Here is a 25414-nt window from a genome sequence, read left to right on the forward strand (position 1 = left end):
GCTTCAGGCCCTGCCAGGTCTGATCCGACGCGGCTTCGAGCTGGGCGTCTTGCCGAGCGGCATCGGCACCGTGGGCCGGGCATGGAAGGGAATGGCAGGGTCGCTTTGCAGCATGCCTTGCAACGTGCTGTGCATCTCGGCCGGCTTGGTGTGGTCGACGCCGGAGCGGCGCAGCAGCTTGGCACGCAATCGGTCGTACATGTCTTCAAGTGTGGCGACGTCGGCGGTGGCTTGCGCGACCACTGAATCCAGCATGACGGTGAGTTTCACGTCGCTCAGCGTGACCTCGACCTTGGGCGGCTGGCCGAATTTATCCTCCAGCAAAGCGCCGGCCTGCACGGCCGTCATGCCCGCGAGCGCCAGGCCGAACTCCACGGCATCCGTGCGGGCGGCAAGGCTGCCACCGGGTGTTGCGGCGTCGATGCTGCGAACCAGTTGCCCGAACAGCTGGTTTGCCGCTTTCTTGCCCGCCACGTCGGCCACGTCGCGCAGGTTGGCGCTGTAGAGCAGCACCATGGTGAAGGGGCGGTTGCGCCGGCGGCAGTCGTCGAAGATGAGGCTGCCATTGGCAAAGAAGCCGGCATCGTTGTAGAGGCGGCTGGTGGGGTCGGTGCTGGCCTGTTCCACCACGTTTTCCATGTCGTCCATCGATTGGCGCAGTTCGTGCGCGATGAAGCAAATGGCGGCGAGCACGCCGGCCTGGGCGAGCGCCAGCTGCCACGAGGGCGCCGTGCCGGAGAAGGCGCGGGACACGACAAACTCCAGCGCAGCCAGCGACCACAGGGCGTAGCGCCAGCGGCCGGAGACGAGCAGCGAGTAAACCGCCACCACCATGACGGGCCAGATGAAGTAGGGGCCGTCCGCACCGCCGGTGTCAGCACTGACTTGCAGCACGAATGCGCCCACCAGGAGCAGCGCCGCGCGGGCCAGCATGATCGCCTGGTGCCCGGCTGGTCGCAGCCGGCTCCAGGCGCCGATGCTGGAGGCATACAGCGCCAGCAGCCAGACAACGCTGGCACCGGGCGAGAGCACCAGGCATGACCAGATCGTGAAGAGGGCAATGGCCCATACCAGCCGCGGCTCCAGGCGGCTGGTACGAAACGCGACGCTGCTGTTGTCGGTGCGGCGAGCCACGCGTTTTTCGGCCGGCAACGGCTCCACGGGCTGCTCGCGGCCTTTTGCGGTTCGCCGCTTGCTCATCGAATCCTCACCCCTGCGCACAGCTCAAAGCGCCAGTATGCATGAGCTGTCAGAGTTGCGTGCGCAGCCTCCAGATTTCCGGGAACAAGACCACATCCAGCATCTTGCGTAGGTAGCTCACGCCGCCAGTGCCGCCCGTGCCGCGCTTGAAGCCGATGATGCGTTCGACTGTCGTGACATGGCGGAACCGCCAGAGCCGGAACGCGTCTTCGAGGTCGGCGAGCTCTTCGCCGAGCTGGTACAGGTCCCAATGCTCCCTGGGGTTTCGATACACCACGAGCCAGGCGGCTTCGACCTCGTCGCTGGTGGCATACGGCTGCGTCCAGTCGCGCTGCAGGTGCGACGGCGGCAGTGCAAGCCCACGCCGGGCGAGCAATTGAAGCGACACGTCGTAGAGCGACGGTGATTCATAAGCCTGCTTCACCTGCGCAAGCAACTCCGGGCGATGTGCGTGCGGCTTGAGCATGGCTGCGTTCTTGTTGCCGAGTGCGAATTCGATGCACCGGTACTGCGCGCTCTGGAAGCCGCTCGACTGGCCGAGGTAAGGGCGGATCGCGCTGTACTCGGGTGGCGTCATCGTCGCGAGCACGTCCCACGCGTGCACGAGCTGCTCCATGATGCGTGAGACGCGAGCGAGCATCTTGAATGCCGTGCCGAGTTCATCGCTTGCGACTGCCGCGATGGCCGCTGCCAGCTCGTGCAGCATCAGCTTCATCCACAGCTCGCTTGTCTGGTGCTGGATGATGAAGAGCATCTCGTTGTGGTCGGGCGAGAGCGGCTTTTGCGCATTGAGGATCGCGCCGAGCTGCAAGTAGTCGCCATAGCTCATCGACCGGCTGAAATCCAGCTGCGCGCCTTCCTGCGCCACGATGTGCTCGCCCTGGTGGCTGCTGGGGTCGTTTGGTTTGCCTGTCATCACGTCACCGCGTGTTTCTGGTTGAACCCGGCGCGCTGCCACTCGTGGGTGTCGAGCACCTGTTTGAGGTGTTCAACGGCGTTCCAGGTGTCTTCGAAGCCGATGTACAGCGGCGTGAATCCGAAGCGCAGGATCTCTTGCTGCACGCCACTGGCTACATCGGCGGCGCGATAGTCGCCGATCACGCCGCGGGCAATCAGCGCCTGCACGATGGCATAGGCGCCTTCGCTGCGTGTGAGGCATACCTGGGAGCCGCGCTGTGCGTGGCCGCGAGGCGTGACGAGCTCGATGCCATGGCCCGCGCATCGCTGCTCGACGAGTGAGATGAACAAGTCGGTGAGTGCCAGCGACTTGGCGCGCAGTGCCTGCATGCCACCCAGTGGTTGCGCGGCGAGCATGGCATCGAGCCCGCATTCAAGTGCCGCCATGCTGATGATGGGTTGCGTGCCGCACAGGTAGCGCGAGATGCCTTCTGCGGGGCGATAGCCCGGCGCGAATTCGAAGGGCGCAGCGTGGCCCCACCAGCCAGACAGCGGTTGCTCGAAGCGGCCCGCGTGGCGTGGATGCACCCACACGAACGCGGGTGCGCCCGGCCCGCCATTGAGGTATTTGTAGCCGCATCCCACGGCAAAGTCGGCGTCGGCGCCATTCAGATCAACAGGGACTGCGCCTGCGCTGTGGGCCAGGTCCCAGATGGTCAACACGCCTGCTCCCTGTGCCGCAGCAGTGATGGCCTTCATGTCGTGCATGGCGCCTGTGCGGTAGTTGACGTGCGTGAGCATCAGCACCGCGACATCGGGCCGCATCGCTGCATCCAGCGCGCCGTCATCAACGAGTTCGAGCGTGAATCCGTTCGCCTTGCACAGGCCCTGCGCGATGTAGAGGTCTGTCGGAAAGTTGGTGCGCTCGCTCACGACAACTGTGCGATGCGGCGCGTCTTGCGCTGCCATGGTGAGCGCAGCGCTCAGCACTTTGTAGAGGTTGATCGACGTGCTGTCGGTCACCACCACTTCGCCTGCCTTCGCGCCCATCAGTTGCGCGAGCTTGTCGCCCAGGCGCTGCGGCATGGTGAACCAGCCTGCTGCGTTCCACGAGCGGATCAGGCCCTGCGCCCATTCTTCGGTCGCCACTTGCGCGACGCGCGCCGCTGCCGACTTCGGCATCACGCCGAGCGAATTGCCGTCCAGATAGGTCACGCCTTGCGGCACGACAAAGAGATCGCGCAATGGGCGCAGCGGGTCTTGCGCGTCCATCGCGCGGCAGTCTTGCAAAGTAGTGGTCATAGTTCTCGCAGCACGGCGCGCACGGGTGAGGCGTCGGCTGTCATCAGTTTCAGGGGCAGGGCAATGAGTTCGTAGTCGCCTTCGGGCACGTCGTCGAGCACCAGGTTTTCAAGCACGCGCAGGTCGAGCCGGCGGATCACCTGGTGGCTGTCGAGTGTCTTGCTGTCAGCGGGGTCAATGCTCGCGGTGTCGATGCCCACGAGCTTGACGCCGCGGGCGGCGAGCTGCTCGATGGTGGCGGGCGCGAAGGCAGCAAGTTCGCCGTCCCACCGATCGACGGGCATGCGCTTGTAAGTGCGCACCAGCACGCGCGCCGGCAAGTCCTGCACGGCGTGCGCGATGTGATGCCACTCGATGAGCGGGCCTTTGTTGATCGCATGGATCACACGGCAAGCGCCGAGGTAAGGCGCGAGGTCGACGGCGCCGATGGCGAAGCCCTCATTGCCGTAGTGCAGCGGAGCGTCTGCGTGCGCGCCCACGTGCGGCGACATCGTGATCTTGCCGACGTTGACAGGGCAGCCCGGCCCGAGGGTGGCGCTCCACGCCTGCGCATAGGGCGTGTCGCCGGGAAATACCGGCGACTGGTCGCTGACAGGCGGTGAGATGTCCCAGAGTTTTTTCATCGGAAAAAAGTGTGCGACGGATGCCGATGGCGTGGTGTCGGTTAATGCCCACAGGCCGCAGAAATAGTTGAAGCATGAAGGATCTGGTGCGTGCCGCCTGCAGCGTCAACCGCCTCTGGCGTTGGGTCGTTGCGAAGAAAGCTGTATAAAGATACAGTAATTCATTCTATTCACTACAGGAGGTTTCCGACATGGAGCTGCACGCCGCCCGCCAGATCATCGACACACTCGCGCAGGGCATCCACCCCGTCACTGGCGCGGCCTTGCCGGACGACAGCCCTTACAACGCGCCGCCGGTCATTCGTGCATTGGTGGTCGTATCGAAAGCGCTCGATGTGCCGTTCCCCCACGTGCCCGTGAAGGTGCTGCCGCCCAATGCAGGCAAGCCGTGGACCGAAGCGGATGACCAGGCGCTGGTCGTGGCATTCGATGCAGGCGTTGACACCAAGGCGATCATGGCCAAGCTGGGTCGCACACGTTTTTCGGTGGAGGCGAGGCTGGTCAAGCTCGGCAAGCTGCAAGCCAGGGACGGCTCAGTGCCCTTTCGCACGCGCGCTGTGTAGCGCGCCTCGTGACGCGCCTCGTGACGCGCGCCGTGGAGCGCGCCGTGGAGCGCGCGGGCGCTCAGGCTGTGAGCGTGAAGTTGTTGCCGCTGATCTTCACGGACTTGAGCGTCGGGTCAGCCTGGTGGATCGCGAGCAGGTTCATGCCGAGGTTGAACACCTGGTAGCCCAGCGGCTTGAGCAGCGACTCGAGCACCGCCTGGTCCGACTTGATCACCTCGATCATCAGGATGGGCAGGGTGCGCTTGATGAGGTCCAGCGAGCCCTTGAGCACGTCAGCCTCCATGCCTTCGACGTCGAGCTTGACGAAGTCGCAGCGCGGCAGGCTCAGCGAGTCGAGCGTCATCATCGGCACGGTCGTCATCTTCTCAGGCGCATACGAGATGTCCTGGCCAATGAACTCGGTGTTGGTGCGCTTGCGCAGCTCCAGGCTGCCAAAGCTTGCCGCCACATGCGGGTTGGCATGCGGAATTGAAAGCTCGCCCGCTTTCTCGCCGAGTGCCGCCTGGTACGCATGCACGTTCATGCAGTTATTGATGGCGATGTTGCCGGCGAGCGCGTAATACACGTGCTCTTGCGCCTCGAACGACATCACGTAGCCCCAGTCGTGCATGTGGCGCGCCCACTCGATCGTGTGGACGCCGATATTGGCGCCGCCGTCGATGGCGCAGACGCCACTGCCGAAGTGCTTGCGGCGCGCGTCGAGCAGCGCGATGGCCAGGCCAATCTCGCTGGGGTCGAACGCTGACTGGTTGAGGATCTGGTAGCCGACGCCGTAGCCGTGCGCCGCATCGACCATTCGGTAGTCGTTGCGGTTGACGATCATCATGCCGTGGTTGCTGGCTGCCAGCACGAAAGCGATGGGGCGTAGTGGGTAAGCCATGGGTCAGCCCACCTTGCCGAGCAACAGGTATTCCATGAGTGCCTTTTGTGCATGCATGCGGTTCTCCGCTTCTTCCCAGACGACCGACTGCGGCCCGTCGATCACATCGGCCTGCACTTCCTCGCCGCGATGCGCGGGCAGGCAGTGCATGAAGAGTGCGTCAGGCTGGGCGACAGACATCATCTCGGTATCTACACACCAGTCGGTGAAGGCCTTGCGGCGCTCTTCATTCTCGGCCTCGTAGCCCATGCTGGTCCACACGTCGGTGGTGACCAGGTGCGCGCCGCGGCATGCGTCCATCGGGTCTTTGAAAACCTTGTAGCTGTCGGCGCTGCGCAGGCCAGCAACGTGTTGGTCCACTTCGTAGCCGCTGGGCGTGCTCACATGCACTGTGAAGCCAAGCAGTTCGGCAGCTTGCAGCCACGTGTTGGCCATGTTGTTGCCGTCTCCCACCCAAGCCACGACTTTGCCTTTGATGGAGCCGCGCTGCTCGATGTAGGTGAAGATGTCCGCAAGAATCTGGCACGGGTGGAATTCATTCGTCAGCCCGTTGATCACGGGCACGCGTGAATGCTCTGCAAAGCGCTCGATCTTGTCCTGCCCGAAGGTGCGGATCATCACCAGGTCCACCATGCGGCTGATGACCTTGGCGCTGTCCTCAATGGGCTCTGCGCGGCCAAGCTGGCTGTCGCCTGTGGTCAGGTGCACCACACTGCCGCCCAGCTGGTACATGCCCGCCTCGAAGCTCACGCGCGTTCGGGTGGAGGCCTTCTCGAAAATCATCGCGAGCGTGCGGTCGGCGAGCGGGTGGTACTTCTCGTACGACTTGAACTTCTTCTTGATGAGGGCCGCGCGCTCGAACAGCCACGCGTATTCGTCGGCCGTGAAATCGCTGAACTGGAGGTAGTGCTTGATTGGCATGAAGGGGGCAGTCTAGTGCGCGAGCTGGGTCAGGCCAAAAATGCCTTCACCAGCGGCGCAAGGATGGCGACGATTTCGTCGGCTTCGGCTTCGGTCAGGATCAGCGGTGGCACCAGGCGGATCACGCTGTCGGCTGTGACGCTGATCAGCAAGCCCGCGTCGGCCGCCTGCTGTGTGAGCACACCGCACGGCTTGGCGAGTTCGACGCCGATCATCAGGCCCTGGCCGCGAATCTCGACCACGCCGGGCAAAGCGCCGAGCTCGCGCGCGAGCGCGCCCTTTAAGTGAGCGCCGACGCGCGCTGCGTTTTCCAGCAGGCCGTCTTCTTCCATGATGCGGATCGTCTCGACGCCAGCGCGCATCGCCAGCGGGTTGCCGCCGAATGTCGTGCCGTGATTGCCAGGCCCGAAGATGTTCGCGGCCTTGGGGCCGGCAACGATCGCACCGACCGGCACGCCCGAGCCGAGGCCTTTGGCCAGCGGCATCACATCCGGGACGATATTGGCCCATTGGTGCGCAAACCACTTGCCCGTGCGGCCCATGCCGCACTGCACTTCATCGATCATCAGCAGCCAGTCGCGCTGGTCGCACAGCTCGCGCACCTGCTGCAGGTACTCGATGCGCATGGGGTTGACACCGCCTTCACCCTGGATGGTTTCGAAGAACACGGCAGAGATGTTCTTGTTGCCTTCGGTGGCGGCCTTCAGGGCCTCGATGTCGTTCTGGGGGACGCGGATGAATCCTTCGACGAGCGGGCCGAACCCCTTTTGGACTTTCTCATTGCCGGTGGCCGACAGCGTGGCGATGCTGCGGCCATGGAATGCCTTCTCATAAACGACGATCTCGGGCCGTTCGATGCCTTTGTCATGCCCGAACTTGCGCGCCAGCTTCAGCGCGCCTTCGTTCGCTTCCAGCCCGGTGCAGCAGAAAAACACGTTGGTCATGCCCGAGAGCTCGGTCAGCTTCTTGGCCAGCACTTCCTGGTTGGGCACGTGGTAGTAGTTGCTGCTGTGGATGATCTTGGCCAGCTGGTCTTGAAGAGCGGGCACCAGGCGCGGGTGGTTGTGGCCCAGCGTGTTCACTGCAATGCCGCCGAGGGCGTCGAGGTACTGCTTGCCATTCACGTCCCACACTCGCACGCCCTGGCCGTGCGACAGCGCGATTGGCACGCGGCCATAGGTGTTCATGACGTGGGGCGATGCTGCCTCGATGAATGACATGGATTCAAGCTCCTCAAAAAAAGAAATCGGCTCAACGAGTGAGCCGCTGAGGACAGATTCTAGGCACAGAGATTGCCTTGGTTGGATGACAATTCCGCATCACAGCGATGCCCCTGCCTGGCCGCTGCGGTGCGTCCGCCCCAGCTTCCCGTCTTGGTCCAAGTCTTATATAAGATAGAATTCTTGTGCGCCGCAGCACGGGGCCGATCCCCCGCGTAACCGGCCCGAACAACGAACCGACATCCATGGTTTTGCCCAGCGCCAAACAAATCGTCATCCTGGGCAGGACCCGCGATGGCAAGACGTTCCGCCCCAGCGACTGGGCAGAGCGGCTGGCTGGCGTGATGAGCTCGTTTCGCCCCGGTGGCGCCACGCCCGGCAGCCACCTCAGCTATTCGCCCTGGTGCGTTCCCAACCTGGTCGATGGCGTCAAGGCCGTCATCGTCAACACCGAGCTGCGCGCCGCCGAGCCCATGGCCTGGGACTTCGTGATGAATTTCGCCAAGGACAACGAGCTGGAAATCGCTGACGGCAAGTAGCTGGCGGTGGGGCCTGGACGCAAAAAAGCCTCCGTGAGGAGGCTTTTTGCTTTGCTGGCAGCGCACCCGTTTCAAACGGCGCCCCTTGGCAGGGACGGGCTGTTTGCCTGAAGCGTCAGGCGGCGGCGGGGGCCAGGGCGAGTGCCTTGACCTTGGCGGCGAGGCGGCTCTTGTCGCGAGCTGCCTTGTTCTTGTGGAAGATTTCCTTGTCGGCGATCTTGTCGACCACGCTTTGTGCCTTGGCGAAAGCTTCAGTCGCCTTCACTTTGTCACCGGAGGCGACGGCCTTCTCGACGTTCTTGATTGCAGTGCGGTACTTCGAGCGCAGCGAGGTGTTCGCGGCGTTCAGCTTCATGTCCTGGCGCACGCGTTTGCGGCCGGATGCCAGGCGGGGGTTCTTTTTCTTGGGTTTGGCTGATGCCATGAGTAGGTTCCTTGGAGTCTGAGGATGTTGCCAGCAAAGCCCACCATTATAGACCGCGGGGCTACACTCCGCTGGTTTCGCCGCAGTCCATGAGCCTCTTCAAATCCGCCTCCACCGTTTCGCTGATGACTTTCGCCTCCCGCGTGACTGGGCTGGTGCGCGATCTGGTGATGGCATCCACCTTCGGCGCGAACGCGCTGACGGACGCATTCAACGTCGCTTTCCGCATCCCGAACCTGTTCAGGCGGCTCTTTGCCGAGGGCGCTTTCAGCCAGGCTTTCGTTCCGGCGCTGGCTTATTCGAAGGAAACCGACGGCGATGAGGCAACGCACAGGCTGATCGACGCAGTCGCCACGGCCCTCGCCTGGGCGCTGCTGGTCACCTGCGTGATTGGCGTTGCAGCGGCGCCCGTGCTGGTCTGGATGCTGGCGAGCGGCTTCAAGCAGTCGCCCCACGCCTTCGAGGCGGCGGTGCTGATGACGCGCTGGATGTTCCCCTACATCGGCTTCATGTCGCTGGTGGCTCTGTCGGCGGGCATCCTGAACACCTGGAAGAACTTTGCAGTGCCGGCCATTACGCCCGTGTTGCTCAACCTGTGCATGATCACCGCCGCCTGGCTGGGCGCGCCGTGGTTCAAGACGCTTGGCATCGAGCCGATCTACGCCATGGCCGGCGGCGTGATGATGGGCGGCATCCTCCAACTCGCGGTGCAGATTCCGGCGTTGAAACGCCTGGGCCTGATGCCGCGCATCGGCATCACGTGGAATCGCCTGCGCGAGGCTTGGGCTGACCCTGGCGTGCGCAAGGTGGCCGGGATGATGGCACCCGCGCTGCTGGGTGTCGGCGTTGCGCAGATCTCGCTGATGATCAATACGCAGATTGCGTCATGGCTCGGGCCTGGCAACGTCACGTGGCTCGACTACGCGGGCCGCCTGATGGAGTTTCCGACGGCGATGCTGGGTGTGGCGCTGGGCGTGGTGCTGACGCCGCAACTGGCTGGCGCCAAAGCGGCCGACGACAGCGTGCGCTACTCCAACATGCTCGACTGGGGGCTGCGTCTTGTCGTACTGCTCGCTGTGCCCAGCTCCATTGCGCTGCTCGTGTTCAACGTGCCGCTGGTCTCAGTGCTGTTCCACTACGGCGCCTTCAAGGATTCCGACGTGCAGATGGTCTCGATCGCGCTGGCGGCCTATGGCGTGGGCCTGGTGGGGCTGGTGGCGATCAAGATCCTGGCACCCGGCTTTTATGCGAGCCAGGACATGCGAACGCCCGTGCGCATCGCCATCGTCGTGCTGGTCATCACGCAGCTCTTGAACGTCGTGCTGGTGCCGTGGTTGCGTCACGCCGGGCTGGCCCTGTCGATCAGCATCGGTGCATTGATCAATGCGCTGTGGCTGCTCTGGGGGCTCGTCAAGCGTGGCAGCTACACGCCGCGCCCGGGCTGGGGCCTGTTCATCTTGCAGGTGACCGGTGCAACGGCGCTGCTCGCGATATTTCTTGTGTGGGGAGCCAACCATTTTGCGTGGATGGCGATGCGTGATCAGGCGCTGTTGCGGGCAGGGCTGATGGCCGGAATGCTCGCCGCATCAGGCGCGATCTACTTTGTTGCGCTGTGGGCCGCGGGTCTCAAACTCAGGCAGTTTGTCAAACCCTGATGCGTTGCGCAAGCGCGTTTGCCGTGCCTTGACGCGCGTGAAGCGGCACATTACAAAGCCTGCATGCAGTTGAACCTCACGCCGCCGACGCCACTGGAATATTTCAGTGCGCTCGTGCAAAACGATGAGGACATTCCGCTGCTCGAAGCGGCGGCTTGCATCGCGCAGGACGAATACCCCGATCTCGATGTCCAGCAGGTGCTTGGCGACGTTGACCAGTTGCTGGCCCGGCTCAAGCGCCGCATTCCTGCCGACGCCGCGCCGCTGCACCGCCTGCGCCTGCTCAACCAGTACTTCTTTCGCGACCTGAGCTTTGGCGGCAACATCAATGACTACTGCGACCCCGACAACAGCTACCTGAACGTGGTGCTGCGCACGCGGCGCGGCATCCAGATTTCGCTGGCAGTCTTGTGGATGGAACTGGCGCAGGGGCTGGGCCTGCCCGCGCGTGGCGTGTGCTTTCCCGGGCATTTCATGGTGAAGGTGAACTTGCCGAAAGGGCAGGTGGTCATTGATCCGTTCACGGGCCAGTCGCTGTCACGCGAGGAGCTGGCCGAGCGGCTTGAGCCCTACACGCGGCGCAGCGGCCTGGTCGACGAATACGAGGTGCCGCTTGCGCTGTACCTGCAGGCAGCACCGGCGCGCGACATCATTGCGCGCATGCTGCGCAACCTGAAGGAAATCCATCGGGCGCAGGAAGACTGGATGCGTCTGATCGCCGTGCAGGATCGTCTGGTGATTCTGTTGCCCGACGCCTGGGGCGAGTACCGTGACCGTGGCCTCGCGCACGCCGAGCAGGGGCATTCGTCCATGGCGGTTTATGACCTGGAGACCTACCTGGTCCACGCCCAGGACGCACTCGATATCGACATGATTGCCGAGCGGGTCGCGCAGCTTCGCAAGATCAGCAACTAAGCAGAGCGCCCGCTTCAGGGGCTGCAGGTTGCTCAGCGCTTGAGAAACTGCGGGATGTCCTTGCCCTTTTCAGTGGCGTGACTCAGCGTTCGGGTCGGCGCGCGGTATGCGGGTGCAGGGGTGCGCGTTGCGATCACGTTCAGGCGCGAGCCCGGCAGCATCGACTCCTGCGCAGGCATCAGGCTTTCAGGGCGGGAAGGGCCGATTCGCACATTCGACTTGTAGCCGTCGCCGGGCGCATCGTTGGCGGCCTGTGGCGGCATCAGCACCGGACGCATCCAGTCGAGGATGCCCTCCCACTGCGCCAGGTCGGTCGCGGCCTGGCTCGGCGGAAGATCAAAGATCGTGAGACCGCGCTCCAGGCTGCGCACATACAACTGCGTCTCGCGCAGGGAGCCGATGAACGGCACGTCGAGGCCCTGCGCCCACAACCGCAGCGTTTCACCAGCGTTCGTCCGGCCATCGATCCGCATACCCACCACCGCCAATTTGCAGCGCCCGCTCGCAACGCGGGGCAACGCCTGCAGCTCGGCATGGCAGGCAGCGGCCGACTCGCGGTCAAAGACGGAAGCGCACACGGGCATGATGATCGCGTCGGCAAACATCACGATGCGCGCGAGTTCGAAGCCGTGGATGCCGCCGGGTGTGTCGAGCACGACATGCGTGATGCCCGTGGGCACGCGCAGCATGTTCTTCTGGTCCATGGCCCAAGGGGCGATCTGCGGCAGGCGCGCGTCGCGCCGGCGCAGCCAGGTGCGGCTGGACTGCTGGCGATCGACGTCGCCGAGCATGACGGAGTGACCTTGCAGTGCGCACCAGGCGGCCACGTGGGCTGCAAAGGTGCTTTTGCCGCTTCCGCCTTTGCGGTTGACGACTGCGATAACTGGCATGAAAAACCTCTTCTCGCGCTCCTCGGGGGAGATGAAGTTTGCGCCAATCTGTTACAGACGTCCAGCTTGGCAAGCTGGATGCGGCCCGGATGCTAGAGGTTTTGTAGCGAAGCAACACTGACGCGGCGTGCAGCGATAATTTGGGCATGAATTCGACGCCTCAGAACCCGCCCGCGCCACTCACCTACGAGCAAGCCGGCGTCAACTACGACCTGATCGATCCGCTGAAAGTCGCCGCCCAGCGCGCGGCCGCTGCCACCGCCGTCCACCTGGCTGCACACGGCTTTTCCGAGGTCAAGGCGTCGCGCGGCGAGTCGGCCTATGTGGTGGATGTGGGCCCGTTTTATCTCGCCTCTATCGTCGAATGCCTTGGCTCCAAGACACTGGTCGCCGACGACATGCACAAGCTCACCGGCAAGAGCTACTACGACACGATTGCGCAGGACACGATCGCAATGGCGATCAACGACCTGATCACGGTGGGCGCCACGCCCCTTGTCGTGCAGGCGTACTGGGCAGCGGGCGGCTCCGACTGGTTTGGTGATGCGCAGCGCTCGCAGGCCCTCGTCGCCGGCTGGAAGCGCGCCTGCGATGTATGCGGCGTTGCATGGGGTGGCGGCGAAACGCCGGCGCTGGCGGGCATCGTCGAAGGCGGGCGCATTGACCTGGCGGCATCGTGCACGGGCCTGATCAACCCGAAGGAGCGGTTGTCGGTCGGCGACAAGCTCGCCCCCGGCGACGCCATCGTGCTGCTCGCCTCCAGTGGCATTCATGCCAACGGCCTGAGCCTGGCGCGCAAGCTGGCCGAGCGGCTGCCGCAGGGCTACCTCACGCCGATGTCTGACGGCACCACCTACGGCGAGGCACTGCTCGCACCCACAACACTCTATTCACCCGTCACTGAAGGCCTGTTCAAGGCGGGCGTCATGCCGCACTACTGCGCCAACATCACGGGCCATGGCTGGCGCAAGCTGCTGCGCCATCCGTCGTCCCTCGGCTATCGCATCCACACGGTGCCGAAGGTGCCGCCGGTGCTGCAGTTCATCCAGGCGCAGGCGCACCACGACGACCGCGAGGCTTACAGCACGCTCAACATGGGCGCAGGCTTTGCCATCTTTGTTGACGCGAAAGACGCGCAACGCACGGTGGATGTGGCAAAGGCGCAAGGCATCGACGCGATCATCGCGGGAGTGGTGGAGGCGGGCGCCAAGCAGCTTGTGATCGAGCCGCTCGGTGTCACGTTCGGCGACGACGCGCTCAACCTGCGCTGACACACCGCCTGGCGCGCCCACCGCATGCAATTCACGCCGACACAGAAACGCGCCGCCGCGTGGGTGCTGATCGCCGTCCTGGCGGTGCTCGCGCTGCGGCAACTCGGGCCGGTGCTCACCCCCTTTGTCGTGGCGGCCGTGCTGGCTTATGCGCTGACGCCGCTGGTCGATCGCCTGGACAACCTGTTCAACGGCAAGGTGCCCCGGCTGCTGGCCGTCGTGATCGTCGAGCTGTTGTTCATCCTGACACTGATTTGCCTGGTGCTGCTGGTGGTGCCCATCCTGTCCAAAGAAATTCCGATGATGCGCGAGCAGCTGCCGACGGTGTTCGACACGCTGCACAACACCATCTCGCCGTGGTTCCATCAGATGGGCATCACGGTCTCGCTCGACCTGGGCACGCTCAAGGAGCAGCTCTTCAAATACCTGAACGCGAATTACGAAGACGCGTTCACCAGGGCGCTCTCATCGCTCAAGCTCGGCGGCAGCGTCGCGCTCACGGTGATCGGCAATGTGGTGCTCGTGCCGGTGGCGCTGTTCTACCTGCTTCTCGACTGGAAGCGATTCATCGCGCGCCTGCTGGAGCTTGTGCCCCCCGCAGCGCGCGCCGGCTTCGACTCGTTCACCTCGGAAGCCGACCAGGTGCTGGGGCAATACCTGCGCGGCCAGTTGCTGGTGATGTTGTCGATGGCAGTGTTCTACAGCGTCGGCCTCGCCCTGTTCGGACTTGATCTTGCCCTGCCGATCGGCGTGTTCACCGGCCTGGCGATGTTCGTGCCGTATGTCGGCTTTGGCATTGGCCTCATTCTGGCCGTGATCGCAGGGCTGCTGCAGTTTGCGTCGGTGAAGGCATTCGTGATGGTCGCTGCCGTGTATGGCACGGGGCAGGTGGTGGAGGGCTTCTATCTCACGCCGCGGCTGGTGGGCGAGCGCATCGGCCTGCATCCGCTGGCGGTGATCTTCGCGCTGCTCGCATTCGGGCAGGTTTTCGGCTTTGTAGGCGTGCTGATTGCGCTGCCTGCGAGTGCTGTGTTGCTGGTGGCCATGCGCCGCCTGCGCGCGAGCTACATGGCCAGCAAACTCTACCGCCTCGAATGAAGCAGATCGCCCTCGATATCGGCATGGCACGCGCGCCAACGCTCGATTCATATCTTGCAGGGCCGAACGAAGCGGTGCTCAAGCACCTGCAGCTGTGGGTCGGCAGCCCGACGCGCTCGCCCGTGCCCACCTACGTGTGGGGCGACAGCGGCGCGGGCAAAACGCACTTGCTGCAGGCCGTTGCCGAATCCCTGCGCCAGCAGGGCGCAAGCGCCGGCTGGCTCGACCCGTCGATGCACGAGCCTGCCGAGTTTGACGAGCGCTGGGCCGTGGTGTTGATGGACGACGTGCATCTCTACACCGCCGTGCAGCAGCACGCAGCGTTCAACTGGTTCGTGAATGCGCAGACGTTGCAGCGTGGCGTGGTCGCAGCAGGCGCCTTCCCGCCGGCTGACCTGAAGCTGCGTGAAGACCTTCGCACGCGGCTGGGCTGGGGCCACGTGTTCGAGCTGCATGTGCTCAGCGAGCCCGAGCGGCGCGCTGTGTTGCGGCAGGCCGCCGACGCGCGCGGCGTCTTCCTCAGCGACGAGGTGATGGACTTCATGCTGACGCGCTTCTCGCGCGACCTGGGCAGCCTGATGCAGCTGCTCGAAGAGCTCGACGGCTATGCGCTGCAGACCAAGCGCGCGATCACGATTCCGCTGATCAGGTCGATGCTCGAGAACGAGTGAGCGAAAAGTTCGCATGGGCCCCTGGAGGATCTCCTCCAATTTGAGGATGGGATAGCCCTATTGCGCGGCCCGGATTGCACGACACTATGCAGCTTGCGGTCCAAAGGTGCAGAGCATGGCGTTGACGTCCCGGCATTCGACGGTGTTGCAGCAGATTCCCCAGGCAGAGCCCAGCCTGGAGGAGCTTGCCGCCATTGCGCGGCAGGCCGCGCACTACGTCGGTGGTGGCCAGTACGAAGAAGCACTGGCGTGCTATCAACAAGCCCTTCTCATGGACGACACACGGCCCGAGCTGTGGTTCAACTACGCGAACTTGCAGCGGGCCATGGGCATGTCGATGGATGCCGTCGAGAGCTTCGAGTTCGCACTGCGCATCCAGCCAAGCCTCTACGCAGCCCGCTATAGCCTGGCCAAGCTCCTTTTCGAGATGGGCCAGCCGCTGGCAGCCAAGGCGCACTACGAAGAGATCGTTCGCGCGAGCCCTGGCTTCATGCCCGCATGGCGCAACCTCGCACAGCTGCTGTTTGCCCTGGGCGACGTCAAGCGTGCACAGGACTGCATGCGACAGGCGATTTCGCGCGCGCCCAATGACGCCGATCTGGCGCGCATGCTGGCCGAAATGAGCCGCGAAAACGGCGAGCCGGGCGGCCCTGCCGCACAAATCTAGAATCGGGGGCATGGGCCTTCGCAAGACCAGCGTTACTTTTTTCGATCTCGACCACACCCTGCTGCCCATCGACTCCGACTATTCCTGGGGCGTGTTCACCCAGGACATCGGCTGGACCGACCCCGTTGCGTTCAAGCGCCGCAACGACGAGTTCTTCGAGCACTACAAGGCGGGCACCCTCGACATCCACGACTACGTGCGTTTCGCCACGCAGGCCGTGCGCCTGCGCGGCCCGCACGAAGCGGCGAAGGCGCACGAGCGATTCATGCACGACGTGATTGCCTCGGCGATCCGCGCTGAGGCGACACAGCTCGTTCGTGCCCATCAGCAGGCAGGCGACATCGTCGTGATCGTCACGGCCACCAATGAATTTGTCACCGCACCCATCGCAAAGGCGCTGGGTGTGGATGAGTTGATCGCCGTGCAGCTCGAACGCGACGCGAGCGGCTGGATCACCGGCGAAATCCGTGGTGTTCCGTCCGCGCGGGAGGGCAAGGTCGCTCGTGTGGCCCAATGGCTGGAAGCGCGTGGCTGGGACTGGGGCGCGGTCGAGTCCACGTTTTATTCCGATTCGATCAACGACCTGGCGCTGCTGGAGCATGTGAACACTCCCGTCGCCACCAATCCTGATGAGCGCCTGCGCGCCCTCGCCACCGAACGCGGCTGGCGCATACTCGACCTCTTCGAAAAAACATGATCAAGAAATTCATCGACAAGCTGCTCGGCAAATCTGCTTCGGGCAAGGGCGGCCGGCCGGACTTCGGCAAGCGGCAGGAAGTCGGCCCGCAGGAACACGGCATTGACCCCAAGCTCGTGGACGAGCGCGCGCTCAACGTTGTTCACACGCTTAAGGAAGCGGGCTTTGAAGCCTACGTTGTCGGCGGTGCCGTGCGCGACCTGCTCGTCGGCTTGCGCCCCAAGGACTTCGACGTTGCGACCAATGCCACGCCCGAGCAGGTCAAGGGCCTGTTCCGCCGCGCTTTCATCATTGGGCGGCGCTTTCGCATCGTTCACGTGGTGTATGGCCGTGGTCGCGAGCACGAAGTGATCGAAGTCTCGACCTTCCGCGCTTACATGGACAACGCTGCCGCCGAGCAAGTGGCCGGCAACGAGAAGACAAGCAAGAGCGAACTCGCAGGCATGAAGCACGCCGTCGATTCGAGCGGCCGTGTGCTGCGCGACAACGTGTGGGGCCCGCAGGACGAAGATGCAACGCGGCGTGACTTCACGATCAACGCGATGTACTACGACCCCGAAACGCAGACGGTGGTCGACTATCACATCGGCATCAAGGACGCGAAAAAGCGTGTGATCCGCATGATCGGCGATCCGCTCACGCGTTACCGCGAAGACCCGGTGCGCATCATTCGCGCCGTTCGTTTCGCGGCCAAGCTCAGCCCGCTGGGCTTCAAGATCGAGGCCAAGACCGCAGCGCCCCTGGTGCAGTCGCAGGCGCTGCTGGCCGACGTGCCGCAAAGCCGCCTGTTCGACGAAATGCTCAAGCTGCTGCAAACGGGCCACGCGCTCGCCACGATTGAGCAACTCAAGGCACTGGGCATGTCGCGCGGCATCTATCCGTTGCTCGATGTCGTGGTCGAGCGCGCAGACCAGCCATTCGTCAAAGCTGCGCTGCAGGACACAGACAGGCGCGTTGGCGAAAGCAAACCCGTCGCGCCGAGCTTCCTGCTCGCATGCGTGTTGTGGGCCGATGTGCGCGATGGCTGGGCTGCGCGCCTGGCCGATAAACAGCATCCTTTCCCTGCGCTGCAAGACGCTATTGACGACGTGTTCAACGCACGCATCGGCGATGTGTCCGGCCGCGGCAAACTCGCAGCCGACATGCGCGAGATATGGATGATGCAGCCGCGCTTTGACAAGCGCACGGGCAGCACCCCGTTCAGCCTGGTCGAGCAGCCGCGGTTTCGCGCGGCGTTCGACTTCATGCGGCTGCGCGCCGACGTGGGCGAGGTGGATGTGCTGCTGGCCGACTGGTGGCAGGAATTCAGCCAGGCGAGCGATGCCGTGCGTGAAGACCTCGTAGCGCAGATGCGCGACGAGCAGCACAAGGGCGTTCGCCGCGTTCGCTCAGCGCCCAAGCCGGCGCAGCGTGACGCGAGTCGCGATCAGCCGCGCGATGAAGCGCCCTCGCGAGCTGCACCAGCCCACGAGGGCGACGCACCCGCTGGCGATACCAGCACAGGTGACGCACCGAAGAAGCGCCGGCGCCGCAGGCGCAAGCCGGGCGGCGGTGCAGGTGGTGAATCCGGTGGTGGTTCGGGCGGTGAATCTTCGCCAGCCGCGTCACGCGACTGACCACAAGCTGGGCGATGCGCGCAGAGGTCATCGCGTACGTGGCGTTGGGCGCCAACCTCGGTGACGCAGCGCAAGCCGTGCGTGACGCCATGAACGCCATCGACGCCATTGCGTCGACGCGCGTCGTGAAGCGGTCATCGCTCTATCGCACCGCGCCTGTCGAATCGAGCGGGCCTGACTACATCAACGCTGTGGTGGAAGTGCGCACGCAATTGAGCGCGCCTGAACTGCTCGTGCAACTGCAACATATCGAGGCCGAGGCTGGCCGCCAGCGGCCTTATCGCAACGCGCCACGCACGCTCGATCTGGACTTGCTGCGCTTTGGCGATGCCACGATGTGGAGCGAACGGCTGCAACTGCCGCACCCGCGCATGAACGACCGCGCTTTCGTGCTCGTGCCCCTGGCGGAGCTGGCGCCGCACCTGGTGTCGCCGCAGCAGCTGCAGCGCGTCGCGGGCCAGCCGATTGCGCGCTTACCTCCCACGTCATTGCCTGCATGACGCCTGCGCGAGACGATGGACCTAACGCAAAGGTTCATCAACTCGAAGGAGATTCAAAATGACAGACACCGGACTGGTCGCTATTGCATGCGGACTCATCATCGGCCTGGGCGCCATCGGCGCCTGCATGGGCATCGGTTCAATGGGCGGCCGCTTTATCGACGGCGCCGTGAGGCAGCCGGAAATGATGGAGCCGTTGCAGACCAAGATGTTCCTGCTGGCCGGCTTGATCGACGCCAACTTCCTCATTGGCGTTGGCGTGGCCATGATGTTCGTCTTCGCGAATCCCTTCGCGCGCTGAAGCAGCCTGGGTGTCGTGGCTGCGGCGCACGAGCTGGCACGCAGCTACTGCAGCGTATTGCTGCGCTGCTGTGTGACGTCGAATTCGCCCACGGCACCTGCGTTGTTGCCCCACGAACTGCGGATGTGGCTGATCACGGCGGCGATGTCGGCGTCGGTGAGGCTTGTCGCAAAAGGCGGCATGCCGAAGGGGCGCGGGTTGCCCTGTGTGGCCGGCGCAAATCCGCCATGCAGGACGACCTGGACCAGGTTGGCCGTGGTCGCCAGATTCACCGCGCGATTGCCGGCGAGTGCCGGGTAGGCGTTTGCCACGCCCTGGCCTTGCGCGCCGTGGCACTGCACACAGTGCTGCTCATACAGCCTGGCACCGCGACGGGCCATGTCGCCTGACATGGCCCGCTGTGCGCCCGGCTGCAACGCGTGTTGCGGCAACGCCTTGAGATACACGGCCATGGCATCGAGATCGCTGGCCGAGAGGTATTGCGTGCTTTGCAACACCACTTCGGCCATCGGCCCGAGGACGGTGCCTCTTGGCGCCACGCCGGTCTTCAGCAGCTTTGCAATATGCGCCGTGTCCCAGTCGGCAACGCCAGCCTCGGCAGGTGAGGTGAGCGACGGCGCATACCAGTTCTGCATCGGTATCAGGCCGCCCGACAGATCCATCATGTCGCTGTTGGCGCCGAAGGCATTGCGCTGGGTGTGGCACGCGCTGCAGTGCCCGAGCCCCCGCACAAGATAGGCGCCGCGATTGAACTGGGCCGATTTCGAGGAGTCCGGCTCGTGCGTGCCGGGCGAGAAGAACATCGCGCGCCACACGGCCAGCGCCACTTGCGTGCTGTACGGCCAGCGCAGGCGATGGGGCTCGCTGGCCCTGGCGACAGGTGCGACGGTGCGCAGGTACGCAAACATCGCGTCGGAGTCTGTCCGCGAAACGACGGTGTAGTTCGGATAGGGAAAGGCCGGGTACAGGAGCCTGCCATCCTTCGAGCGGCCGTTGTGCAGCGCGCGCCAGAAGTGGTCGGCATTCCAGCTGCCGATGCCTGCCGTTGGATGCGGTGTGAGGTTGCTCGCAAACACGGTGCCGAACGGCGTCTCGATCGCCCGCCCGCCAGCGAAAGGCAAGCCGCCGCGCTCGGTGTGGCACGTCATGCAGTTGCCGGCGCGAATGAGATAGCCGCCGAGCGCGACGGTCTCGGCGGATGCTGCCTGCGCGCCTGCGGCTTCGCCAATGGCGTCTTCCCCGCGCAAGTTCAGCGCGAGCACGAGGGCGATGGCCGCGAGCAACGCGACGATGAGGATGACGATGGTTTTCTTCATGGCCCGCACGCGATCGACGGTGGCTGCGCTACCGCAGCAGCGGGTTTGGTGTCTGCAGGCAGCGGCTGTGAAGACAGCCATGCGGCCACTGCCGTCAAGTCTTCGGCAGTGAGTTTCTTCGCGATCTGTGCCATGCAGTCGGGTGCCTGCGCGCGCCGCTGGCCGGTGCGCCACGCGCCGAGCTGCGAGTTGAGGTAGTCGCGGGGCAGGCCGAGCAGGCCCGGCGTGCCTGGCATCACGCCCGTCAGGCGCGCGCCGTGGCATTGCACGCAGCCAGGCACGCCGGAGCCAGCGTCACCGTCTTGCGCGAGCTTGCGGCCGCGCTCGAGGACGGCGGCGGGCACGGCCGCGGGCTGTGGTGCAGGGTAGGGCACATCGAGCGAGGCAAAGTGCTGGGCGATCTCCATCAGGTAGGCGTCAGAGAGCGGGTCGAGCAGGCGCGTCATCAGCCCGTAGTGCCTGCGGCCGTCACGAAAGTTGAGCAGCTGGTTGTAGAGATAGCCGCCCGGTTTGCCGGCAATGCGTGGGTAGTAGCCATCGGGCGCCGCGCGTCCTTCCTTGCCGTGGCAGGCGGTGCAGGCCAGCGTGCGCTGGGCCATCGTGTCTTCGAACGGGGCTGCCGGGGAGGCAGGGGCAGCGCGCACGGCCGTGCCCACGCACGCCGCGAGCGACATCAATGCAATGAAGCGACGCATGCTTCGATGATGCCACCGCACGAGCCGGTGAGCCCGCGGCCTACAGACCTGCGCACGCGGCGCACGTAAGGTAACGGCTCAACAGGAGCTTTGATGACGCCCAAAACCACTCCCCCACAGCCCGAGCACAAGCCCGTTCACGAGTCGGGCGACGACGCAGGGACCAACGCTGTCGAGCATGAGCCAGACCCGGGCGCGCAGCCGCTTCCCGATGGGCATCACAAGTACATGCCCAAGAGCCCGTTCACCGCGGGCAATTCGTGAGCGAAGATAATCAGGGCGTTTTCATCACCACTTTCCCCATGACCCGCTACCAGGTCCGCCCCGCGACCGATCGCGACGCCGAGCACGTCGCCGCCGTCCACGCCACTTCCCTGCAGGCCGCCTACGCTGGCGCCGTCCCGCCTTCCCCGCAAGACTTGCCCATGGCCAAGCGCGTCGCGTTCTGGCGCGATGCGATCGAGTACGGCGAGCCGTTCGTTCAGGTCGCCACCGATGAAAGCGGCATCGTCGGCTTTGTCGGCTACGACCGTTCGCGTGACCCGAAGTCCAAGGCGACCACGGGCGAGATCTGGGCGCTGTTCGTGCTGCCCAGGCACTTCGACAAGGGTGTCGGCCTGGCGCTGTGGGATGCTGCTCGCGAAGGCCTGCTCGAAGAAGGCTGCACCGACGTCACGGCATGGATTGCGCTGCTGAACGATCGCGCGATGCGCTTTGCCGAGCTGGCCGGTTTCAAGCGCGAACTCGCTTCGGCACGCACCGCTGTGCATGGCAGCGTGAAGCTCGAAGAAATCCGCGTGCGACGCACGCTCAACTGAACGGACTTATCCCATGGCGCTGAGTCTGCTGGCCCTGCTCGATGACATCACCACGATCCTTGATGATGTCGCGGCGCTGACCAAGGTCGCAGCGGGCAAGACCGTGGGCGTTTTGGGCGACGACCTCGCGCTGAACGCGCAGCAGGTCTCGGGCGTGCAGTCCAATCGTGAGTTGCCTGTCGTCTGGGCCGTGGCCAAGGGCTCGTTCGTCAACAAGGCGATCCTCGTGCCGGCTGCGCTCCTCATCAGTGCCGTCGCGCCCTGGGCGGTAACGCCGCTGCTGATGGTGGGTGGTGCGTACCTGTGTCTTGAAGGCTTCGAGAAGATTGCCCATCGCCTGTTGCACAGCCGCGCCGAAGACGAGGCTCATGCACAGGAGCTGACGCGTGCATTGGCCAATTCAGCCGTGGATCTGGTGCAGCTCGAAAAAGACAAGATCAAAGGCGCCGTGCGCACGGATTTCGTGTTGTCGGCAGAGATCATCGCGATCACGCTGGGCACGGTGGCAGACAGTGAGTTCACCGTGCGTGTGGCGGTGCTCGTCGGCATGGCGATCGCAATGACCATCGGCGTGTATGGCGCCGTGGGCTGCATCGTGAAGCTCGACGACCTGGGCCTGTACCTCAGCCGCGCACGCACTGCGCTGGCACGCGCCACCGGCCGCGCCATCCTGCGGTCGGCGCCCTGGCTGATGAAGGCGCTGACGATTGCAGGCACGGCAGCGATGTTCCTCGTCGGCGGCGGCATCATTGTTCACGGCATTCCAGCGCTGCATCACATGATCGAAGGCCGTGGCCTGGCGCTGGAGATGTTGGTCAACGCCGGTGTGGGCCTTGCCGTGGGTGCGCTGGTGCTCGCGGCGGTCACGCTTGGCAAGCGAGCAATGGGACGCAAGGCCGTGGCGTGAGCGGCGACACGCCGCATGCGCCTGGCTGGCGCAGCGAAGCGGGCCTGCCCGCGCCGCGACGCGTGCAGGAAGCCGACGACACCCTCACGGCTGACGCGGCCTACCGGCTCGCCAGCGAAGGCAGCGCCTTGTTGTGGCGCGGCGATTTCCAGAACGCGCGGCAGTTGCTCCAGGCGCTGGCGCGGCGCGTCGATCGCAAGCCTCGCGCGAAGGCACCGGGCCAAGCATCGGACAAACAGGCGCGCCAAACCGCGCCAGCGACTTTGTTCGATGCGTTCAACCAGCATCGGCAGGCACAGGGCCACCGCGCCCGCATCCTGGGCAGCGTACTCATTCCCGTGGCGGGCGACTACACGATTGGACTGCGGCGCGCGCCCGATATTCGCCAGGCCTGCACCGAAGCATGGGGCCCCGCCGATGGCCAGCCCAGCCTGGTGGCGCTGCGCGAGCTGCTTGGTGTGGTGGGGGCGCACGAGTGGCGCAAGAAGGGCGTCGAAATCGACGCACTGGGGCCGGCTCCGGGTAACCGCATCCATCCGCACTATGGCGTGTTTTCGCCGGTGCGCGGCGAATACCTGGACCTGGTTGCCAAGGCACCGCTGCCGGGCACAACGCTGGCGCTCGACATCGGCACCGGCACCGGCGTGATCGCGGCGATCCTCGCGCGGCGCGGTGTGCAGCGAGTGGTGGCCACCGACATCGACGATCGCGCGCTGGCCTGCGCGCAAGCCAATATGCAGATGCTGGGTGTCGCGCGTGGCGTCGACGTCGTGAAGGCCGACCTGTTTGCGCCTGCGCGGGCCGACCTGGTGGTCTGCAACCCGCCGTGGTTGCCCGCGCGACCGAGCTCGCGGCTGGAGCACGCGGTGTACGACGAGGGCAGCCGCATGCTGCGCGGCTTTCTCGCGGGCCTGAAAGACCATCTGGCGCCCGGCGGCGAAGGCTGGCTGATCCTGTCTGACCTTGCCGAGCATCTGGGCTTGCGCCAGCCAGGCGAGCTTGCTGGCTGGATCGCTGCCGCGGGTCTGCGCGTGGTGGGGCGCCTTGACGCCAGGCCCAGGCATCCGAAGGCGGCTGATGCGAGCGACCCTTTGCACAGCGCACGCGCTCGCGAAATCACGACGCTCTGGCGCCTTGCCGCGGCGGCCGATGGCCCCACACCCGGCAAGTCGTAGGCAGGCTCCTACTCTGCGTCGCGCTGTTGACTGAATGGCAGCGCTACACGGGCGGCAGATGATCCGGCCTCATGAATGCATCGCAACCGACCACCGCATCCGGCGCTGCTGCACCGATGCCGGCTTTCGTGCCTGTGCTCAACACCGGCTTCGACGACGACTACGCGATTGGCTGCGAGTGCGCTGATCCGGCGCTGCAGATCGAGCGCTGGGCGCAAGCAGGCGACGGCATGACGCTCGACTGATGCAGCATCACAAGGCAGCGCCATGACAACCAACGACAAGCAGCGCGGGTCGCAGCCCTCGGCAGCATCCGACTTTGCAGGCTCGCTGTGGAAGGGTGCCCTGGGCGGCGTGCTGATTCTGGCCATCGCCATTCCCGTGATGCGCTGGCGCCAGCAAAGCGCCGCGCCTGCGACACCTGCTGTCGTCGCAATCGCTCCGGTTGCTCCTGTACAGCCTGCACCACCTGCGGCGGGGCCGTCGGCAGCCCAGCCGCCTTTGACGTTTCGAGTCGCCAATTTTGGCGATCACGAGCCCTCGCGCGATGCGCGCAACATGGCCGACTGGATCCTGCAATCGGGTGACAACCAGAAGCGCGCATTCGTCATCGTCGACAAGAAGGGCGCGCAGGTCTATGTGTTCGATGCGAACGGCAAACTCAAGCAGACCACCATGGCGCTGATGGGCAAAGCCATTGGCGACGACTCCTTCCCGGGGTCCATTTGATTTCAGTGTCAAAAGTGACGGTTCGCATCGCCAGCAACGGCGCGGCCCTCGGCCGGTAAGTTGTTGATTTCACAAGGATTGCTGTTCGGTCTGGCGCGGCGTATCTTTGGCTGCTTCCCGGGAGACGAGGAGCAACCGAAATGCAAGGCTGGCAGACCCCATACCTTGGCCTGCGCGATCTGCCACGTGAGATCACTGACTTTGAACTCCAGTCCTTCTTCAGCTTCGGTCAAGCCGAGCTGGAACTGATCTCAAGGCGGCGAGGCGACAACCACAAGCTGGGCCTGGCACTGCACATCGGTTTCGTGCGCATGAGTGGCCGACCGTTGAACAGTGTGCGTGCAGTCCCGCCAGTGTTGCTGCGTCACCTGGGCCAGATGCTGGGCATCACCACACCGGACCTGGCGTCGCTGCGCGCGCTGTACGCTCGTGGCCGAACCCTGTTCGATCACCAGCAGCAGGCCTGCGAGGCGCTGGGCTTTGCCTGGATGACCGAGCACCAGCGCCGAGCGTTGGTGCGAGTCCTGCGCGATGAAGTGACCCACAGCGCTGATCGCGAGCGGCTGCTGCTGCATGCACGGCATTGGTTGTACGAACACCGGCTACTCATCGTGCACGATCGCGTCATCCGCAGCCTGGTGGCGGTTGCACTGACCGAACTCGAGGCCGCCACGGCCCAGGCGATCCGAGCCGCAGTGCCTGCCGGCCTGCTCAAACGCTGGGCGTCGGCGCTGGACAGTGCGCGCCCGGATGGCCAGCACTGCCAGAGCTGGCTGTGGAGCGCACCGGCCAAACACTCGACGCGCCAGATCACCGAGGTGCTCGAGCGCATCGCGTTCCTGACGGATATGGGCATCGATCAACACTTGGGTGAGCTCAACGACGTGCTGGTGCGCCGCTACGCGCGGCGGATGGCCACCC

General features: G+C 64.7%; 30 protein-coding genes. 19 read left to right on the forward strand and 11 right to left on the reverse strand.

From position 1 onward, the window contains the following. Positions 1–3: 3 nt before the first annotated feature. The 4 genes from GHT07_RS10880 to kynB are packed head-to-tail and all read right to left on the reverse strand — an operon-like array spanning position 4 to position 4022. Positions 4–1200 (reverse strand): GGDEF domain-containing protein, encoded by a 1197-nt coding sequence (locus GHT07_RS10880; protein WP_153585086.1) that lies wholly within the window; start codon positions 1198–1200, stop codon positions 4–6. Between the two features lie 49 nt (positions 1201–1249). After that, on the reverse strand, positions 1250–2116 hold the full coding sequence (gene kynA, locus GHT07_RS10885) for a tryptophan 2,3-dioxygenase (RefSeq protein WP_153585087.1): 867 nt from the start codon (positions 2114–2116) through the stop codon (positions 1250–1252). Beyond that, a complete protein-coding gene (kynU, locus tag GHT07_RS10890) occupies positions 2116–3399 on the reverse strand; it encodes a kynureninase (RefSeq protein WP_153585088.1) in 1284 nt (427 codons plus the stop codon). Before kynU ends, kynA begins: the two co-directional genes overlap by 1 nt. Then, positions 3396–4022, reverse strand: a complete 627-nt coding sequence (gene kynB / locus GHT07_RS10895; RefSeq protein WP_153585089.1) for an arylformamidase — start codon at positions 4020–4022, stop codon at positions 3396–3398. Before kynB ends, kynU begins: the two co-directional genes overlap by 4 nt. Positions 4023–4213: 191 nt before the next feature. On the opposite strand from kynB, the gene GHT07_RS10900 reads away from it, so the two are divergent. After that, positions 4214–4585 carry a hypothetical protein gene (locus GHT07_RS10900; protein ID WP_153585090.1) on the forward strand — a complete coding sequence of 124 codons (372 nt, stop codon included), beginning with the start codon at positions 4214–4216 and terminating at the stop codon, positions 4583–4585. Positions 4586–4646: 61 nt separating this feature from the next. Here the strand turns inward: GHT07_RS10900 and GHT07_RS10905 are convergent, their stop codons facing one another. From GHT07_RS10905 to GHT07_RS10915, 3 genes are read right to left on the reverse strand one after another with little or no spacing between them, the layout of a single operon-like run. Next, on the reverse strand, positions 4647–5468 hold the full coding sequence (locus tag GHT07_RS10905) for an FkbM family methyltransferase (RefSeq protein ID WP_153585091.1): 822 nt from the start codon (positions 5466–5468) through the stop codon (positions 4647–4649). A gap of 3 nt (positions 5469–5471) precedes the next feature. After that, positions 5472–6389 carry an ornithine carbamoyltransferase gene (gene argF / locus GHT07_RS10910; protein ID WP_153585092.1) on the reverse strand — a complete coding sequence of 306 codons (918 nt, stop codon included), beginning with the start codon at positions 6387–6389 and terminating at the stop codon, positions 5472–5474. Positions 6390–6418: 29 nt separating this feature from the next. Beyond that, positions 6419–7609 (reverse strand): aspartate aminotransferase family protein, encoded by a 1191-nt coding sequence (locus tag GHT07_RS10915; protein ID WP_153585093.1) that lies wholly within the window; start codon positions 7607–7609, stop codon positions 6419–6421. A gap of 245 nt (positions 7610–7854) precedes the next feature. On the opposite strand from GHT07_RS10915, the gene GHT07_RS10920 reads away from it, so the two are divergent. Beyond that, positions 7855–8148 (forward strand): DUF3579 domain-containing protein, encoded by a 294-nt coding sequence (locus tag GHT07_RS10920; RefSeq protein WP_153585094.1) that lies wholly within the window; start codon positions 7855–7857, stop codon positions 8146–8148. A gap of 115 nt (positions 8149–8263) precedes the next feature. On the opposite strand, the gene rpsT is transcribed toward GHT07_RS10920, so the two are convergent. After that, complete coding sequence (gene rpsT / locus GHT07_RS10925; protein WP_153585095.1) at positions 8264–8572, reverse strand: 30S ribosomal protein S20; 309 nt, start codon at positions 8570–8572, stop codon at positions 8264–8266. An 89-nt stretch (positions 8573–8661) separates the two neighbouring features. Here rpsT and murJ point away from each other — a divergent pair, with 89 nt between their 5' ends. Then, positions 8662–10227 carry a murein biosynthesis integral membrane protein MurJ gene (gene murJ, locus GHT07_RS10930; protein WP_153585096.1) on the forward strand — a complete coding sequence of 522 codons (1566 nt, stop codon included), beginning with the start codon at positions 8662–8664 and terminating at the stop codon, positions 10225–10227. Between the two features lie 63 nt (positions 10228–10290). After that, positions 10291–11142, forward strand: coding sequence for a SirB1 family protein (locus GHT07_RS10935; RefSeq protein WP_153585097.1), 852 nt, complete (start codon positions 10291–10293; stop codon positions 11140–11142). Between the two features lie 32 nt (positions 11143–11174). Here GHT07_RS10935 and GHT07_RS10940 read toward each other — a convergent pair whose 3' ends face one another. After that, positions 11175–12032, reverse strand: a complete 858-nt coding sequence (locus GHT07_RS10940) for a ParA family protein (protein ID WP_153585098.1) — start codon at positions 12030–12032, stop codon at positions 11175–11177. A gap of 146 nt (positions 12033–12178) precedes the next feature. Between GHT07_RS10940 and GHT07_RS10945 the strand changes: the two genes are divergently transcribed. The 8 genes from GHT07_RS10945 (at position 12179) to atpE (ending at position 18853) form a co-directional block, all read left to right on the forward strand. Beyond that, positions 12179–13303: an AIR synthase-related protein gene (locus GHT07_RS10945; protein ID WP_153585099.1), complete on the forward strand. Its 1125-nt coding sequence runs from the start codon at positions 12179–12181 to the stop codon at positions 13301–13303. Between the two features lie 24 nt (positions 13304–13327). After that, a complete protein-coding gene (locus tag GHT07_RS10950; protein ID WP_153585100.1) occupies positions 13328–14401 on the forward strand; it encodes an AI-2E family transporter in 1074 nt (357 codons plus the stop codon). Continuing rightward, entirely contained in the window at positions 14398–15072 is a 675-nt protein-coding gene (gene hda / locus GHT07_RS10955) for a DnaA regulatory inactivator Hda (protein WP_153585101.1), read from the forward strand. The genes GHT07_RS10950 and hda overlap by 4 nt, the downstream gene beginning before the upstream one ends. 115 nt (positions 15073–15187) lie before the next feature. Next, positions 15188–15739, forward strand: a complete 552-nt coding sequence (locus GHT07_RS10960; RefSeq protein WP_153585102.1) for a tetratricopeptide repeat protein — start codon at positions 15188–15190, stop codon at positions 15737–15739. 10 nt (positions 15740–15749) lie between these two features. Then, a complete protein-coding gene (locus tag GHT07_RS10965; protein WP_153585103.1) occupies positions 15750–16436 on the forward strand; it encodes an HAD family hydrolase in 687 nt (228 codons plus the stop codon). Next, on the forward strand, positions 16433–18052 hold the full coding sequence (gene pcnB / locus GHT07_RS10970; protein WP_153585104.1) for a polynucleotide adenylyltransferase PcnB: 1620 nt from the start codon (positions 16433–16435) through the stop codon (positions 18050–18052). Before GHT07_RS10965 ends, pcnB begins: the two co-directional genes overlap by 4 nt. Positions 18053–18066: 14 nt before the next feature. Next, positions 18067–18552, forward strand: coding sequence for a 2-amino-4-hydroxy-6-hydroxymethyldihydropteridine diphosphokinase (folK, locus tag GHT07_RS10975; RefSeq protein WP_153585105.1), 486 nt, complete (start codon positions 18067–18069; stop codon positions 18550–18552). Positions 18553–18610: 58 nt separating this feature from the next. Continuing rightward, on the forward strand, positions 18611–18853 hold the full coding sequence (gene atpE / locus GHT07_RS10980; protein WP_153585106.1) for a F0F1 ATP synthase subunit C: 243 nt from the start codon (positions 18611–18613) through the stop codon (positions 18851–18853). A gap of 44 nt (positions 18854–18897) precedes the next feature. Here atpE and GHT07_RS10985 read toward each other — a convergent pair whose 3' ends face one another. Together GHT07_RS10985 and GHT07_RS10990 are read right to left on the reverse strand one after the other, a co-directional pair. Further along, positions 18898–20169, reverse strand: a complete 1272-nt coding sequence (locus GHT07_RS10985; protein WP_153585107.1) for a c-type cytochrome — start codon at positions 20167–20169, stop codon at positions 18898–18900. Further along, the gene (locus tag GHT07_RS10990; protein ID WP_153585108.1) at positions 20166–20864 is read right to left on the reverse strand and encodes a c-type cytochrome; all 699 of its coding nucleotides are present in this window, start codon (positions 20862–20864) and stop codon (positions 20166–20168) included. The genes GHT07_RS10985 and GHT07_RS10990 overlap by 4 nt, the downstream gene beginning before the upstream one ends. Positions 20865–20957: 93 nt before the next feature. Between GHT07_RS10990 and GHT07_RS10995 the strand changes: the two genes are divergently transcribed. From GHT07_RS10995 to GHT07_RS11025, 7 genes are all read left to right on the forward strand, one after another. Beyond that, the gene (locus tag GHT07_RS10995) at positions 20958–21128 is read left to right on the forward strand and encodes a hypothetical protein (protein WP_153585109.1); all 171 of its coding nucleotides are present in this window, start codon (positions 20958–20960) and stop codon (positions 21126–21128) included. 38 nt (positions 21129–21166) lie between these two features. After that, entirely contained in the window at positions 21167–21682 is a 516-nt protein-coding gene (locus GHT07_RS11000; RefSeq protein WP_153585110.1) for a GNAT family N-acetyltransferase, read from the forward strand. A 13-nt stretch (positions 21683–21695) separates the two neighbouring features. Further along, a complete protein-coding gene (locus GHT07_RS11005; protein ID WP_153585111.1) occupies positions 21696–22589 on the forward strand; it encodes a DUF808 domain-containing protein in 894 nt (297 codons plus the stop codon). Next, positions 22586–23764 (forward strand): methyltransferase, encoded by a 1179-nt coding sequence (locus GHT07_RS11010; protein WP_323740889.1) that lies wholly within the window; start codon positions 22586–22588, stop codon positions 23762–23764. Before GHT07_RS11005 ends, GHT07_RS11010 begins: the two co-directional genes overlap by 4 nt. A 71-nt stretch (positions 23765–23835) precedes the next feature. Next, on the forward strand, positions 23836–24009 hold the full coding sequence (locus tag GHT07_RS11015; RefSeq protein ID WP_153585112.1) for a hypothetical protein: 174 nt from the start codon (positions 23836–23838) through the stop codon (positions 24007–24009). A 22-nt stretch (positions 24010–24031) separates the two neighbouring features. After that, the gene (locus GHT07_RS11020) at positions 24032–24493 is read left to right on the forward strand and encodes a hypothetical protein (protein ID WP_153585113.1); all 462 of its coding nucleotides are present in this window, start codon (positions 24032–24034) and stop codon (positions 24491–24493) included. 140 nt (positions 24494–24633) lie between these two features. After that, positions 24634–25414, forward strand: a 781-nt coding sequence (locus tag GHT07_RS11025) for a DUF4158 domain-containing protein (RefSeq protein ID WP_153585114.1), incomplete at its 3' end; no start/stop codon positions are given.

The organism is Caenimonas koreensis DSM 17982 (assembly GCF_009646335.1).
Taxonomy (GTDB): domain Bacteria; phylum Pseudomonadota; class Gammaproteobacteria; order Burkholderiales; family Burkholderiaceae_C; genus Ramlibacter; species Ramlibacter koreensis.

What these genes read in the sequence shown, in the direction of transcription:
- GHT07_RS10880 (WP_153585086.1), bottom strand. Translation starts at nt 1,200, where the DNA reads ATGAGCAAGCGGCGAACCGCAAAAGGCCGCGAGCAGCCCGTGGAGCCG.
- kynA (WP_153585087.1), bottom strand. Translation starts at nt 2,116, where the DNA reads ATGACAGGCAAACCAAACGACCCCAGCAGCCACCAGGGCGAGCACATC.
- kynU (WP_153585088.1), bottom strand. Translation starts at nt 3,399, where the DNA reads ATGACCACTACTTTGCAAGACTGCCGCGCGATGGACGCGCAAGACCCG.
- kynB (WP_153585089.1), bottom strand. Translation starts at nt 4,022, where the DNA reads ATGAAAAAACTCTGGGACATCTCACCGCCTGTCAGCGACCAGTCGCCG.
- GHT07_RS10900 (WP_153585090.1), top strand. Translation starts at nt 4,214, where the DNA reads ATGGAGCTGCACGCCGCCCGCCAGATCATCGACACACTCGCGCAGGGC.
- GHT07_RS10905 (WP_153585091.1), bottom strand. Translation starts at nt 5,468, where the DNA reads ATGGCTTACCCACTACGCCCCATCGCTTTCGTGCTGGCAGCCAGCAAC.
- argF (WP_153585092.1), bottom strand. Translation starts at nt 6,389, where the DNA reads ATGCCAATCAAGCACTACCTCCAGTTCAGCGATTTCACGGCCGACGAA.
- GHT07_RS10915 (WP_153585093.1), bottom strand. Translation starts at nt 7,609, where the DNA reads ATGTCATTCATCGAGGCAGCATCGCCCCACGTCATGAACACCTATGGC.
- GHT07_RS10920 (WP_153585094.1), top strand. Translation starts at nt 7,855, where the DNA reads ATGGTTTTGCCCAGCGCCAAACAAATCGTCATCCTGGGCAGGACCCGC.
- rpsT (WP_153585095.1), bottom strand. Translation starts at nt 8,572, where the DNA reads ATGGCATCAGCCAAACCCAAGAAAAAGAACCCCCGCCTGGCATCCGGC.
- murJ (WP_153585096.1), top strand. Translation starts at nt 8,662, where the DNA reads ATGAGCCTCTTCAAATCCGCCTCCACCGTTTCGCTGATGACTTTCGCC.
- GHT07_RS10935 (WP_153585097.1), top strand. Translation starts at nt 10,291, where the DNA reads ATGCAGTTGAACCTCACGCCGCCGACGCCACTGGAATATTTCAGTGCG.
- GHT07_RS10940 (WP_153585098.1), bottom strand. Translation starts at nt 12,032, where the DNA reads ATGCCAGTTATCGCAGTCGTCAACCGCAAAGGCGGAAGCGGCAAAAGC.
- GHT07_RS10945 (WP_153585099.1), top strand. Translation starts at nt 12,179, where the DNA reads ATGAATTCGACGCCTCAGAACCCGCCCGCGCCACTCACCTACGAGCAA.
- GHT07_RS10950 (WP_153585100.1), top strand. Translation starts at nt 13,328, where the DNA reads ATGCAATTCACGCCGACACAGAAACGCGCCGCCGCGTGGGTGCTGATC.
- hda (WP_153585101.1), top strand. Translation starts at nt 14,398, where the DNA reads ATGAAGCAGATCGCCCTCGATATCGGCATGGCACGCGCGCCAACGCTC.
- GHT07_RS10960 (WP_153585102.1), top strand. Translation starts at nt 15,188, where the DNA reads ATGGCGTTGACGTCCCGGCATTCGACGGTGTTGCAGCAGATTCCCCAG.
- GHT07_RS10965 (WP_153585103.1), top strand. Translation starts at nt 15,750, where the DNA reads ATGGGCCTTCGCAAGACCAGCGTTACTTTTTTCGATCTCGACCACACC.
- pcnB (WP_153585104.1), top strand. Translation starts at nt 16,433, where the DNA reads ATGATCAAGAAATTCATCGACAAGCTGCTCGGCAAATCTGCTTCGGGC.
- folK (WP_153585105.1), top strand. Translation starts at nt 18,067, where the DNA reads ATGCGCGCAGAGGTCATCGCGTACGTGGCGTTGGGCGCCAACCTCGGT.
- atpE (WP_153585106.1), top strand. Translation starts at nt 18,611, where the DNA reads ATGACAGACACCGGACTGGTCGCTATTGCATGCGGACTCATCATCGGC.
- GHT07_RS10985 (WP_153585107.1), bottom strand. Translation starts at nt 20,169, where the DNA reads ATGAAGAAAACCATCGTCATCCTCATCGTCGCGTTGCTCGCGGCCATC.
- GHT07_RS10990 (WP_153585108.1), bottom strand. Translation starts at nt 20,864, where the DNA reads ATGCGTCGCTTCATTGCATTGATGTCGCTCGCGGCGTGCGTGGGCACG.
- GHT07_RS10995 (WP_153585109.1), top strand. Translation starts at nt 20,958, where the DNA reads ATGACGCCCAAAACCACTCCCCCACAGCCCGAGCACAAGCCCGTTCAC.
- GHT07_RS11000 (WP_153585110.1), top strand. Translation starts at nt 21,167, where the DNA reads ATGACCCGCTACCAGGTCCGCCCCGCGACCGATCGCGACGCCGAGCAC.
- GHT07_RS11005 (WP_153585111.1), top strand. Translation starts at nt 21,696, where the DNA reads ATGGCGCTGAGTCTGCTGGCCCTGCTCGATGACATCACCACGATCCTT.
- GHT07_RS11015 (WP_153585112.1), top strand. Translation starts at nt 23,836, where the DNA reads ATGAATGCATCGCAACCGACCACCGCATCCGGCGCTGCTGCACCGATG.
- GHT07_RS11020 (WP_153585113.1), top strand. Translation starts at nt 24,032, where the DNA reads ATGACAACCAACGACAAGCAGCGCGGGTCGCAGCCCTCGGCAGCATCC.